This is a genomic window from Williamsia herbipolensis (genome assembly GCF_036153515.1).
GTDB classification, from domain to species: Bacteria; Actinomycetota; Actinomycetes; order Mycobacteriales; family Mycobacteriaceae; genus Williamsia_A; species Williamsia_A herbipolensis.
This window is the reverse complement of record NZ_CP108021.1, coordinates 281,392-294,770: the sequence shown is the minus strand read 5'-3', so window position 1 is coordinate 294,770 and position 13,379 is coordinate 281,392. Positions and strand designations below refer to the sequence as shown.

The following is a 13,379-nucleotide window of genomic DNA, read 5'->3' as shown; positions in this document are numbered from 1 at the left end:
CAGCCTCAGCTGCCGCGGGCGATCCACTCCTCGAGGTGCGGGGCCTCCTCGCCGACCGACGTCGAATCACCGTGACCGGTCCGCACCTCGGTACCCGGGTCGAGGGTGAAGATGCGCTCCCGGATCGAGGAGATGATGGTCGGGAAGCTCGAGAACGATCGTCCGGTGGCGCCGGGCCCACCCGAGAACAGGGTGTCGCCGCTGAAGAGCACGCCCGCCTCGGGCAGGTACAGGCAGCACGACCCCGGCGAGTGTCCCGGGGTGTTGATGAGCACCAGCTCGGTCCCCGCGACCGGGATCCGCTGCTGGTCCTCGATGTCGCCGTGGGCGGCGTCGGGATGGGTCTCGCGCCACAGCATGTCGTCGCCGGGGTGCAGCAGGACCGGCGCGTCGAGTCGCTCCGACAGCTCCGGTGCGACGGTGATGTGGTCGTTGTGGCCGTGCGTCGCCACGATGGCCCGTACGGCCCGGCCCGCGACGGCGTCGACGATCGGCTCGGCCGAGTGCGCCGCATCGATGATCACGACCTCGTGCTCGTCGCCGACGATCCAGATGTTGTTGTCGACATCCCAACTGCCGCCGTCGAGTTCGAACTTCCCGGAGGTGACGACGTGGTCGATGCGGAACGTCACAGCTCGACCACCGATCGCAGGACCTCGCCGGCCTCCATCTTGTGGAACGCCGATTCGATGTCGTCGAGCGAGATCCGCTCGGACACGAACTTCTCCAGCGGCAGACGCCCCTGCCGGTACAGATCGACGAGCATCGGGAAGTCACGCTCGGGCAGACAGTCGCCGTACCAGGAGGACTTCAGCGATCCGCCGCGGGAGAAGAAGTCGACCAGCGGCAGTTCGAGTCGCATCTCCGGGGTGGGGACACCCACGAGGACCACCGTGCCGGCCAGATCGCGCGCGTAGAAGGCGGTCTCGTAGGTCTCGGGACGGCCGACGGCGTCGATCACGACGTCGGCGCCGTTGCCGTCGGTGAGTTCCTGGATCGCCGCGACGACGTCGTCGACCTGCGACCCGTCGATGGTGTGGGTGGCCCCGAGATCGGTGGCCCAGGCGAGTTTGCGGGCGTCGCGGTCGACGGCGATGATCGTCGACGCACCGGCCAGGCGGGCTCCGGCGATGGCGGCGTCCCCGACACCCCCGCACCCGATCACCGCGACGCTGTCGCCGCGCTCGACGTGACCGGTGTTCATCGCCGCACCGAGCCCGGCCATCACGCCGCAGCCGAGCAGTCCGGCGACCGCGGGATCGGCCTCGGGGTCGACCTTGGTGCACTGTCCCTCGTGGACGAGGGTCTTGTCGGCGAAGGCGCCGATACCCAGCGCGGGGGTCAGCTCGGTGCCGTCCTCCAGCGTCATGGGGGCGCTGGCGTTGTGGGTGTCGAAGCAGTACCAGGGACGCCCGCGCTTACAGGCACGGCATTGACCGCAGACCGCGCGCCAGTTGAGCACCACGTAGTCGCCGACGGCGACATGGGTCACCTCGTCGCCGATCTGCTCCACGGTGCCGGCGGCCTCGTGACCGAGCAGGAACGGGTACTCGTCGTTGATGCCGCCCTCTCGATAGGCGAGGTCGGTGTGACACACCCCGCACGCCGCGATCGCGACGACGACGTCGCGGGGCCCCGGATCGGGCAGCGTGATGGTGACGACCTCGGTCGGTGCACCCTTGCTCTTCGCGACTACCCCTCGCACCTGCTGTGGCATGGAACGTCTGACCCTTCGTCGGTGTGGCGTGCTCGTGCTCTCATGCCGATCTTGGCATGAGTGATCGGCGACACGCGATCGTCGCCGCACCCACCCGCGCGCCGCACACGGGAATCGCCGGTGGTGTCGCGGTCGTTGAGGTCGATGACACCGACATCTCCCCGCCCGTCGATCGCCGCGATTGTGGTGACCACCGTGGGCATGGGCGACAATGGACAGATGCGACCGAGGGTCCAGCCCTCGTCGTCGCGATCACAGGAGGACAACCATGGACGAGAAGTCCACGCTGTACGAGCTCGAGTTCCCCGTGCCCCAGGTGGCGGGCGAGGAGGGCACCGGCCCGGTGCTGGTGCACGCCATGGAGGGATTCGCCGACGCCGGACACGCCGTTGCCCTGGCCGCCGAGCACCTGCGTGACAGCCTCGAGTCCGAACTGGTCGCGACCTTCTCCGCCGACGAGCTGATCGACTACCGCTCGCGTCGCCCCACGATGACGTTCTCCGGCCAGGAGTTCACCGACGTCGACATGCCCGAACTGACGATCCACGCGATCCGCGACAACGCCGGTCGCCCGTTCCTGTTGCTCGCCGGCAACGAACCCGACCTGCGGTGGGAGCGTTTCGTCGAGGCGGTCCGCGGCTTGAGCGATCACTTCAACGTGTCGTCGGTCGTCGGTCTCAACGCCATCCCGATGGCCATCCCGCACACGCGTCCGTCGACCATCACCGCGCACGGGTCCGATGCGTCGCTGCTCGGTGACCTCCCGCGATGGGGCAGCCCGCTGAAGATCCCCGCGAGCGCCTCGATGCTCGTCGAGCTCCGTCTCGCCGAGCACGGGTACCCGACGGCTGGGTTGTCGGTGCACGTGCCGCACTACCTGTCGCAGGCGCAGTACCCCGGCGCGTCGGCGATGCTGATCGAGTCGTTGGCAACCGTCACCGGGCTCGATCTCCCCGTCGCCGCCCTGGAGAACGCCGCGGCGAAGGTGCGTGTGCAGATCGACTCCGAGGTCGAGGGCAACGCGGAGGTCGAGTCGGTCGTGTCGGCGTTGGAGAGCCAGTACGACGCGTTCACCTCGTCGGAGACCGAGAAGGCCTCGTTGCTCGCCGCCGACGAGTCGCTGCCCAGCGGCGACGAACTGGGCGCCGAGCTCGAGGCGTTCCTGGCCGATCAGACCGCGGGCGACGATGTCGATGTCGACGGCGCGCGGCGCGAGCTGCCCGAGGACCACGACGGACCGGACAGCCCGAACCCGACGCCGCCGACCGGAGACGGTGTCTGATCGCCGAATCCGCCACTCTCCCGACCCCGGCGTCCGCCGACGCCGACGACCTCTTCGACGCACTCGGTGAGTGGGTCTCCGCGCGGGGGATCTCGTTCTACCCCGCGCAGGAGGAGGCGCTGATCGAACTGGCCTCCGGGGCCAACGTGGTGCTGTCCACGCCCACCGGATCGGGGAAGTCGCTCGTCGCGACCGGCGCCGCCTACTTCGCGCTCGGGCGAGGGCAGCGCACGTTCTACACCGCGCCGATCAAGGCGCTCGTGAGCGAGAAGTTCTTCGACCTCTGCGCACAGTTCGGTGCGGAGAAGGTGGGCATGATGACCGGCGACGCGACGGTCAACCCGGGTGCGCCGATCATCTGCGCGACCGCCGAGGTGCTCGCGAACCTCGCGTTGCGCACGGGCGCCGACGCCGATGTCGGTCTCGTGGTGATGGACGAGTTCCATTACTACGGTGACACCGAGCGCGGCTGGGCGTGGCAGGTGCCGCTCATCGAGTTGCCGCACGCTCAGTTCCTGCTGATGTCGGCGACGTTGGGCGACGTGACCTTCTTCGTCGACGACCTCACCGAGCGCACGGGACGTCCGACGGCCGACATCAGCGGCACGCAACGACCGGTCCCCCTGGAGTACAGCTACGTCCTGACCGCGGTGCACGAGACCATCGAGCGGTTGATCGAGGCCGACCGCGCGCCGGTGTACGTCGTCCACTTCACCCAGCAGTCGGCCGTCGAACGCGCTCAGGCCCTGCTGAGCGCGAAGATCATCACACGCGAGCAACGCGACGCGATCGCCGCCGAGATCGGCGACTTCCGCTTCTCCGCCGGCTTCGGTTCGACGCTGTCGAAATTGGTACGTGCGGGGATCGGCGTCCACCACGCGGGGATGCTGCCCCGCTACCGGCGTCTCGTGGAACGGCTTGCGCAGCAGGGGCTCCTACGGGTCGTCGCCGGCACCGACACCCTCGGCGTCGGCATCAACGTCCCCATCCGCACGGTGTTGTTGACCGGTCTGACGAAGTACGACGGCGTCCGCACCCGCCATCTGCAGGCGCGTGAGTTCCACCAGATCGTCGGACGCGCGGGCCGCGCGGGCTACGACGATCGCGGTTACGTGGTGGCGCAGGCCCCCGAACACGACGTCGAGAACGCCCGCGCGACCGCCCGCGCGGGCGACGACCCGAAGAAACTCAAGAAGATCCAGCGCAAGAAGGCACCCGAGGGCTTCGTCTCGTGGGGCGAGCCCACCTTCGAACGGCTCATCGCCGCACCGCCGGAGCCGCTGCGGTCGCATTTCCGCGTGTCGACCTCGATGGTCATCGACGTGATCGCCCGCCCCGCCAACTGTTTCACGGCCATGCGTCACCTGCTGGAGTGCAATCACGAACCACGCGAGCGGCAGCGGCGACACATTTTGCGCGCCATCGAGATCTACCGCGGGTTGCTCACCGCAGGGCTGGTCGAGCCGATCGACCCGTGGACCGCCGAGCCCTCCGACACCCCCGGCGGCAAGACCGTCCGCCTCACCGCCGACCTCCCGGCCAACTTCGCGCTGTCGAACCCGTTGTCGTCGTTCGCGATCGCCGCTCTCGAGCTGCTCGATCCCGCCGACCCGGGTTACGCGCTCGACGCCGTGTCGGTGATCGAGTCGATCGTCGAGGACCCGCGGCAGGTGTTGCGGGCGCAGCGCTCGGCCGCCCGCGACGTCGCCATCGCCGAGATGAAGTCCGACGGCATCGAATACGAGGAGCGGATGGAGCTGCTCGAGGAGGTCGATCACCCCAAGCCGCTGGCCGACATGCTCGACGCCGCCTTCGAGATGTACCGACGCGGCCACCCGTGGGTGTCGGGCACTCCCCCGGCCCCGAAATCGATCGTGCGCGAGATGGTCGAGGGCGCCATGGGTTTCACCGATTTCGTGGGCACCTACAAGCTGGCGCGCAGCGAGGGTGTGGTGCTCCGCTACCTCACCGACGTGTACCGCTCGGCGCGACACGGACTGCCGACCGCACTGCACACCCCCGAACTCGACGACCTCGTCGAGTGGCTCGGGGACCTCGTCCGACGGGTCGACTCGAGTCTCATCGACGAGTGGGAGCAGTTGACCCATCCCGACGACACCGGCGACGGACGTGCGGCTCCCCCGCCCACGGCGGGTCCGAACGTCCGCGCCCTGCGGGTCGGTGTGCGCAACCACATGTTCGCACTGGTCTCGGCGTTCGCGCGTCGCGATGTCGCGACCCTCTACCGCAAGCACCCCGACGTCGAGTGGCGCGACGACCTCGACGACTACTTCGACGAGTACGACGAGGTCGGGATGGGTCCCGACGCGCGGAGCCCGCAGCTGTTCACCCTCGACACCTCCGAGCAGCCGTGGCGGGTGCGACAGACGCTCGACGATCCCGAGGGTGATCACGGGTGGGCCATCACCGCCCTCGTCGACCTCCCCGATGTCGAGGCCGACGATGCCGACGGCGCGTTGTCCGACGGTCAACCGGTGATCCGCGACGTCGAGGTGGTCGCGGGCTGACGCGAATACGGACGCACGCCTGGGGTCTCAGGTATTGACAGCAGCCTGTCAATACGACAGTGTGTTGTCATCTGTTGGCCACGTCAGGAGTCCCCCATGAGCACCGCACCCCGCCCCGTCCTCCTCGCCGTCTACGACACACTCGCCGACTGGGAGTACGGACTCGCCACCGCGCACATCAACTCCGGCGCCCACCAGATCGACCCCGGTCGGTTCACGGTGGTCACCGTCGGGCTCACCGACGCGCCGATCCGCACCATGGGCGGGATGCGGGTCGTCCCCGACATCACGATCGACGAGGTCGACGACACCACCACGGCTGCACTGATACTGCCCGGGGCGGAGGCGTTCTCCGCCGGTTACGGAGCGCCGTGGGCCGACCTCGCCGAGCGGCTCCTCGCCGTCGGCATCCCGGTCGCCGCGATCTGCGGGGCCACCTCCGCCCTCGCCCGCCACGGGCTGCTCGACCATCGCCCCCACACCAGCAACGCCGTCGAATACCTCGGCGCGCAGCCGGGATACCGCGGCGAGGAGTTCTACGTCGACGAGCTCGCGGTCACCGACGGCGACCTGATCACCGCGAGCGGTATCGCGCCGGCACACTTCGCTCGCGCCGTGCTCGAACGGCTCGGCCTCTACCGACCCGAGACGCTCGCGGCGTGGTTCGACCTCTACGAGAACCACGACCCGGCGGCCTACCCGCGCCTGATGGCCGAGTCCGCGTGACTTATCCCCAGAGGTTGCTGAGCGACTCCGCGCTGCTGGCGTTCCGGCTCAACGGGCAGTTCCTCGCCCTCGCCGAGCACCTCGCGGCGCCCGCCGGACTCACCGCGACGCGGTGGCAGGTTCTCGGGGCGGTCGTCGCCGAGCCACTCCCGGTGTCGCAGATCGCGCGCGACATGGGCATCACCCGGCAGAGCGTGCAACGCACCGCCGACCTGCTGGCGCACGACGGCCTCGTCGAGTATCTCCCGAACCCGGCACACCGCCGGGCCAAACTGGTCACGCCCACCGCCGACGGACGAGACGCCATGGCGCGCATCTCCCCCGGTCACGCGCGCGCCGCCGCACTGCTCACCGACGAGGTGGGGGTGCAGCGGTGGGCGACCATCGTCGAGGGACTGCAGGCGCTGTCGGCCGCCCTCGACGCGACCGCCGAGCGTGAGACCTGATCGGGCCGGGAACGGGTGCCCGGGGCCGACGTCAGACGAGTTCGTCGAGCCCGTCGGACATGCGCTGGGCCAGTTCGTGGGTCTGCTCGGTGGTCATCACGAACGCCGGCGAGATCTGTAGCGCTCCCGCGCCGGCCGCACGTCCGCTGACACCGTGACGGCGCAGCGCGGTGACCGCGGCCGGCCCCTGCGCGGGGTCGGCCAACTGCACCGCCGCCACGGCCCCGATGCCGCTGCGCACCTCCGACACCACGGCGTGCTCGGCGAGCGGCGAGAGCGCGGTCAGCAGGTCGGACTCGAGTCGTCGTGCCTCGTCGAGCAATCCCTCGCGCTCGATGATGTCGAGGTTGGCCATCGCGGCCGCGGCCGCACCGGCGTGGCCGCCGTAGGTGTAGCCGTGGCGCCACCACACGCCGCCGGAGAAGAACGGCTCGGCGATGTGGGGGGCGACGAAGACCGCACCCATCGGCACGTAGCCCGAGGTGAGCCCCTTCGCGGTGGCCATCATGTCGGGCTGCAGGTCGAAACGCTGTGAGGCGAACCAGGACCCGCCGATGCGCCCGAAGCCGGTGACGACCTCGTCGGCCACGAACAGCACGTCGTGGTCGCGGCAGATCTGGCGCACCTCGGTCAGGTACCCCTCCGGCGGGAGATAGATGCCGCCGGCGCCGATGACGGGTTCGCAGAAGAACGCCGCCACGGAGTCGGGGCCGACGCGCTCCAGGAGTCCGAGCAGGCTCTTGGCGTCGTCCCACTCGACGGTGGCGGCGTCGGCCATCAGGGTGCCATAGCCCTCGCGGTTCGGCGGCAGCCCCGACAGCGCGGTCCCCGCGACGTGCATCCCGTGGTAGGCCTTCGTTCGCCCGATGATCAGTGTCTTGTCCGGTCGACCCTTCTCGTGCCAGTACCGGCGGGCGAGCTTCGCCGCGGTGTCGATGGAGTCGCTGCCGCCGGAGGTGAAGAACACCTTGCTGTCCGCGATGGGCGCGATCCCGCCGAGTCGCTCGGCCAGCTCGATGGTGACCGCGGGCGCGACGTCACCGAAACCGGAGTAGTGCGCGAGAGTGCCGAGTTGGCGTGCCACCGCGTCGGCGATCTCGGTCCGACCGTGGCCGACGTTGGTGAACCACAGACCCGCGGTCGAGTCGATGTACTTGTTGTCGTCGGTGTCCCAGATGTGCACCCCCGAACCGCGAGCGATCGCGAACGGTCCGGAGGAGCTGACCGCCCCCATGTCGGCAAACCCATGCCACAGCGTCGACGTCATGGGCCAATCATGCCTGTCGCCCACCGGCGTGGCGGGGGCACGGTCCCCTGTGGCGAGGAGTCGTCGCGCACACGGCGCGGGGCCTGCCGCAGAGGGAACGAATATCGTAGGAGACATCATGTCCCGACCCCCTCGCGCGCGTTCGACCGACGACCGGTCGGCACGTCGCCGTCCGAACGGCCCCCGGGGTCCCCGCACCGACTCGACGGCCACGACATCCGAGCCACTCGTCATCGACGAGGACGAGGTCTCGATCGTCGATGCCCACCGGTTGCGGCGACGCGTGTCCGGGGCGCGCGACGACCGTTCCCGCCACCGGCTGGCCGGTTCGATCGACGCGGCGCGGGGGCGTCTGGCCCGCAGGAAGACCCTCGTCCCGGAGCTGAGCTATCCCGACGAGCTGCCCATCTCGGGGGCGCGCGAGGAGATCGCGGCCGCGATCGCCGCCCACCAGGTCGTGGTCGTCGCCGGGGAGACCGGATCGGGCAAGACCACCCAGCTACCGAAGATCTGCCTGGGCCTCGGGCGCGGTGTCCGCGGCGCGATCGGCCACACCCAGCCGCGCCGGATCGCCGCACGCGCCGTGGCCACACGCATCGCCGAGGAGACCGACACCGAGGTGGGCGCCGCCGTCGGGTTCGCCGTCCGTTTCGACGACCGGTCGGGCGCCGACACCCTCGTGAAGGTGATGACCGACGGCATCCTGCTGCGCGAGATCGGACGCGACCCGCTGCTGCTCGCCTACGACACGCTCATCATCGACGAGGCCCACGAGCGCAGCCTCAACATCGATTTCATCCTCGGCTTCCTCAAACAGCTGCTGCCCCGCCGACCCGATCTCAAGGTCGTGATCACCTCGGCGACCATCGACCCCGGCCGCTTCGCCGAGCACTTCGCCACCCCGGACCATCCGGTCCCGGTCATCTCGGTCTCCGGCCGCACCTACCCGGTCGAGATCCGATACCGACCACGAGACGCAGAGACCGACGACAGCGACCCCGACGGTGACACCCGAGGCGGGGGCGACCACGACGACGTCGACCAGATCCAGGCGATCGACGCCGCGATCGGTGAACTCACCCGCGCCGGACCCGGCGACATCCTGGTGTTCCTGGCCACCGAGCGCGAGATCCGCGACACCGCCGACGCCCTGCGACGGCGCCTCGACGACCGTGTCGACATCCTCCCGTTGTTCTCACGGCTGTCGACCGGCGATCAGCAGAAGGTGTTCACCACCTCGCAGCGCCGACGGATCGTGTTGTCCACCAACGTCGCCGAGACCTCGCTCACCGTGCCCGGCATCCGCTACGTCGTCGACGCCGGCACCGCGCGCATCTCCCGGTACTCGTTGCGTACGAAGGTGCAGCGGCTGCCGATCGAACCCGTCTCGCAAGCCAGCGCGCGCCAGCGAGCCGGCCGGTGCGGACGCGTCGCCGACGGGATCTGCATCCGCCTGTACTCCGAGGAGGACTTCGACAGCCGCCCCGAGTTCACCGAACCGGAGATCCTGCGCACCAACCTCGCGTCGGTCATCCTCACGATGACCGCGCTGAACCTCGGTGACATCACCGATTTCCCGTTCGTCGAGGCTCCCGACGCACGGTCGATCCGCGACGGCATCGGCCTGCTCGAGGAGCTCGGCGCCGTCGACGGGTCCGGCACCCGCCGCGGTCTCACCCCGGTGGGTCGCGACATCGCCGACCTGCCGATCGATCCCCGGTGGGCGCGCATGGTGGTCGCGGCGCAGGAGAACGGCGCGCTGGCCGAGGTGCTCGTCATCGTCGCTGCCCTGTCGTTGCCCGACGTCCGCGAGCGTCCCACCGAGAAGCGACAGGCCGCCGACGAGTCGCACGCGCGATTCGCCGTGGCGGGGTCGGACTTCCTGTCGATCCTCGCGCTGTGGCGACACCTCGAACAGATGCGGGACGAGTTGTCCAACAACCAGTTCCGCAAGCGGTGTGAGCGCGAGTTCCTGCACTGGCTCCGGATCCGCGAATGGCGCGAGCTGGTGCGACAGCTCGAACGCATCACCGCCGAGAAGGGATGGACACCCAACACCTCCGACGCGTCGCCCACCGCGGTGCACCAGTCGCTGCTCGCCGGGTTGCTCGGACACATCGGCGTCCGCGACGGCGACACCCGCGAGTTCCTCGGCGCGCGCGGCACCCGGTTCGTGGTGTTCCCGGGGTCGCCGCTGGCCAAGAAGCCGCCGCGGTTCGTGATGGCCGGTGAGGTGGTCGAGACCTCGCGGTTGTTCGCGCGCACGGTGGCGGGCATCGAACCCGAGTGGGCCGAGAAGATCGCCGGGCCGCTGGTGAAACGTTCGTACAGCGAGCCGCACTGGTCGTCGAAGCGGGGTTCGGCGATGGCGTACGAACGCGTCACGCTCTACGGCGTCCCCCTCGTCGCGCACCGCGCGGTGCCGTTCGGGCGGGTCGATCCCGAGACGTCGCGGGACCTGTTCATCCGGCACGCGCTGGTCGAGGGTGACTGGCGCACCCGACACCCCTTCTTCGACCGCAACCGGGCCCTGCTCGAGGACGCCCGCGACCTCGAGCACCGTGCGCGACGCGGCGACCTCGTCATCGACGACGACCAGCTCTTCGACTTCTACGACCAGCGCATAGGTCGAGAGGTCGTGTCGGCGGCCCATTTCGACACCTGGTGGAAGTCCGCGCGCCGAGCGGACCCCGAACTGCTCGACCTCACCCCCGACACGGTCGCCGACACCGACGCGGTCTCGGCGACGGAGTTCCCCGACCGGTGGCAGCAGGGCGAGGCATACCTCGATCTGACCTACCAGTTCTCGCCCGGCGCCGAACGGGACGGGGTCACCGTCCACATCCCCCTCGCCCTGCTACCGCGCGTCCGTCCGTCGGGCTTCGACTGGCTGGTCCCCGGACTGCGCACCGAGCTGGCCGTGGCGATGGTGCGGAGCCTCCCCAAATCCGTGCGCCGACGGCTCGGTCCCGCCGCCGATGTCGGGGCTGCGGCCATGGCCGCACTCACCCCGCGCAGCGAACCGGTCGCCGTCGGTCTGGCGCGTGAGGTGAGTCGCCAGACCGGTGTCGCGGTGTCGCCGAACGATTTCGACCCGACCACGTTGCCCCGCCACCTGCGCATGACCTATGCCGCGGTCGCCGAGGACGGATCGGTGGTCGCCACCGCCGAGTCGCTCGCCGAGCTGCGCGACGCCGTGGGGGGACCGGCACCCGCGGCGCCGCGGCGTGGTGCCTCGACGTCCCGGAGCGGTGCGTCCGCCGCACCGGCGCCACCGCCGATCACCGAGTGGACGGCCGCCACCATCGGGACCATCGCACCGTCGATCGTGGAGACCGTCGCCGGTCAGCAGGTCACGAGCCACCCGTGCCTGCTGGTGGTCGACGGCGGTGTCGTGCGGGCGGTCGCGACCACCGCGGCCGAGGCCGACCTGCAGACCCATCGGGCCATCCGACGACTGCTCGAGATCTCGATCCCCGTCCTCAAGCCCTCGGCCACCGGCGGCCTCCCCGTCGCGGCGCGGTTGGCGTTGTCGCAGAGTCCCTACCGCTCGACCGAGGACCTGCTGCGCGACTGCACACGGGCGGCCATCGGCGATCTCACGGGGTCGACCGGCTCGGTGCGCGACCCCGCCGCATTCGCAGCGCTCCGGGCGTCCGTCGCCCGTGACACCCCGGCGGTCGCCCGCGCCGCCCTCGCGACAGCGGCCGACGTGCTGACCCGCGTCGCTCCGATACGGGCGGAACTCGACCGCCTCCGCTCGGGTGCTGCCGTCGCCGACATCACGCGCCAACTCGACGATCTCGTGTTCGACGGGTTCATCGCCGCCACCGACGCCGAGCATCGCGCGCGTGTCGCGGTGTATCTCGACGCCATCCTCGTGCGATCGGCGCGCCTACCCGCCGCGGCGGCAACCGACGCCCGGGCGATGGAATCGTTGGACCGCGTCCTCGACAGGTGGGCCGAGGTGGTCGAGAGAGCGACGCCGGCACGGCGTATCACGCTCGGGGAGCAGATCCACTGGATGGTGGAGGAACTGCGCATCGGGCTGTTCGCCGAGCGCATCCGGCCCGCCTACCCGGTGTCGGAGCAGCGGATCCTACGTGCGATCGACGGTCTCGCCCGCGGAGCCGACGGAGGCGGTGGCGGCGCGCGACGGTGACGACCGCAGGTCGTCGATCTCGCGCTGGAAGTCGTCGACGGACTCGAACGACCGGTAGACCGAGGCGAAGCGCAGGTAGGCGACCTCGTCGAGTTCACGCAGCGGCCCGAGGATCGCCAATCCCACCTCGTTGCTGGGGATCTCGGCCGAACCCGAGGCACGGACGGCGTCCTCGACCTGCTGGGCCAGGAGCCGCAACCGGTCCTCGTCGACGGCGCGGCCCTGGCAGGCGCGACGGACGCCGAGCATCACCTTCTCGCGGCTGAACGGCTCGGTCACCCCGTTGCGCTTCACGACGGCGAGCACCGCGCTCTCCACCGTGGTGAACCGACGGCCGCAGTTCGAGCACGAACGGCGGCGGCGGATGGCCTGTCCCTCGTCGGCAACACGCGAGTCGACCACTCGGGTGTCCTCGTGCTTGCAGAAGGGGCAGTGCATCGACGTGTCCTCGAACCTGATCCGCGGGCGACGCGCGTCGAGGACGGACCCCGGGGCGTCACAGGGTCCGATGTGGACCCACGGTCGCGAGGATACCGACCCGGGTCGACCGTCACACACCGGTCAGTTCCGGTAGAGCGGCGCGAGCAGCGGTTGGCCGGCGGTGAGGGCCGATCCGCTCATGTGGTTGAGCTCCCTGATGTCGGCGACGACCGCAGACGTCGACCGATCCGGGGCGACGCGCTGCGCGAGCTCGCCCAACGACTCCCCGCCGCGGACGTGGACCACGGAGGTGCCGGAGATCGGCGCGGCGGTCGACTCGGTGGCGGCCGCCCCACCGATGACGACCGACCACACCGCGATCGCGAGGGCGATGCCGGCGACGATGGCCGCGCCCCATCCGATGGGGGCGGGACGGCGCGACACCGGTGCGTGGCGGCGTCCGTCGGCGCACACGACGCCCGCGGGGCGTGCCGCGACCGGCCGACCCGAGGGGCGGCGCCGTGCGGGCACGGGGCGCGGCGCCGGACGCGGCGCGCGCTCGACCGTGGCTCCGGCGGGCCGGTGACCCGCGTAGCCGGTGGTGCTGCTGTGACGCGTGAGAGTCTGATTCATGACGTGCTCCTCATCGACCAGACGTTCGAGTGAACGTGTGTTCGATTTGTATCACGCACCTCCGACAATGTCCCGACACGGTCGAACAAATGTTTGAAAGTTGTTATCTGCTGCACTACTGTCCCAGGTGACAGCAGGTCCGCGCGTCGTCCGAACCGTTCGAACAGACCGGTCGGGAGCGGGCCGCGACAGGAGGGA

10 protein-coding genes are annotated in these 13,379 nt (G+C 70.2%); 5 read left to right on the top strand and 5 right to left on the bottom strand.

Annotated elements, in window-relative coordinates; genetic code table 11:
• Positions 1 to 5 precede the first annotated feature (5 nt).
• On the bottom strand, positions 6 to 632 hold the full coding sequence (locus OG579_RS01300; protein WP_328857803.1) for an MBL fold metallo-hydrolase: 627 nt from the start codon (positions 630 to 632) through the stop codon (positions 6 to 8).
• A complete protein-coding gene (locus OG579_RS01295; protein WP_055788851.1) occupies positions 629 to 1,717 on the bottom strand; it encodes an S-(hydroxymethyl)mycothiol dehydrogenase in 1,089 nt (362 codons plus the stop codon). Before OG579_RS01295 ends, OG579_RS01300 begins: the two co-directional genes overlap by 4 nt.
• A gap of 268 nt (positions 1,718 to 1,985) precedes the next feature.
• Between OG579_RS01295 and OG579_RS01290 the strand changes: the two genes are divergently transcribed.
• The 4 genes from OG579_RS01290 (at position 1,986) to OG579_RS01275 (ending at position 6,699) form a co-directional block, all read left to right on the top strand.
• A complete protein-coding gene (locus tag OG579_RS01290) occupies positions 1,986 to 2,999 on the top strand; it encodes a proteasome assembly chaperone family protein (protein ID WP_045822536.1) in 1,014 nt (337 codons plus the stop codon).
• Positions 2,999 to 5,527 (top strand): DEAD/DEAH box helicase, encoded by a 2,529-nt coding sequence (locus OG579_RS01285; protein WP_328859116.1) that lies wholly within the window; start codon positions 2,999 to 3,001, stop codon positions 5,525 to 5,527. The genes OG579_RS01290 and OG579_RS01285 overlap by 1 nt, the downstream gene beginning before the upstream one ends.
• A gap of 96 nt (positions 5,528 to 5,623) precedes the next feature.
• A complete protein-coding gene (locus tag OG579_RS01280; RefSeq protein WP_328857802.1) occupies positions 5,624 to 6,253 on the top strand; it encodes a DJ-1/PfpI family protein in 630 nt (209 codons plus the stop codon).
• The gene (locus tag OG579_RS01275) at positions 6,250 to 6,699 is read left to right on the top strand and encodes a MarR family winged helix-turn-helix transcriptional regulator (protein ID WP_328857801.1); all 450 of its coding nucleotides are present in this window, start codon (positions 6,250 to 6,252) and stop codon (positions 6,697 to 6,699) included. Before OG579_RS01280 ends, OG579_RS01275 begins: the two co-directional genes overlap by 4 nt.
• Before the next feature lie 31 nt (positions 6,700 to 6,730).
• Here the strand turns inward: OG579_RS01275 and OG579_RS01270 are convergent, their stop codons facing one another.
• Positions 6,731 to 7,966, bottom strand: a complete 1,236-nt coding sequence (locus OG579_RS01270; protein WP_328857800.1) for an aminotransferase family protein — start codon at positions 7,964 to 7,966, stop codon at positions 6,731 to 6,733.
• A gap of 118 nt (positions 7,967 to 8,084) precedes the next feature.
• Between OG579_RS01270 and hrpA the strand changes: the two genes are divergently transcribed.
• Entirely contained in the window at positions 8,085 to 12,128 is a 4,044-nt protein-coding gene (hrpA, locus tag OG579_RS01265) for an ATP-dependent RNA helicase HrpA (protein WP_328857799.1), read from the top strand.
• On the opposite strand, the gene nrdR is transcribed toward hrpA, so the two are convergent.
• A complete protein-coding gene (gene nrdR, locus OG579_RS01260; RefSeq protein WP_045822627.1) occupies positions 12,066 to 12,566 on the bottom strand; it encodes a transcriptional regulator NrdR in 501 nt (166 codons plus the stop codon). The genes hrpA and nrdR overlap by 63 nt on opposite strands.
• Positions 12,567 to 12,689: 123 nt before the next feature.
• Positions 12,690 to 13,181: a LysM peptidoglycan-binding domain-containing protein gene (locus tag OG579_RS01255; RefSeq protein ID WP_328857798.1), complete on the bottom strand. Its 492-nt coding sequence runs from the start codon at positions 13,179 to 13,181 to the stop codon at positions 12,690 to 12,692.
• Positions 13,182 to 13,379 lie beyond the last annotated feature (198 nt).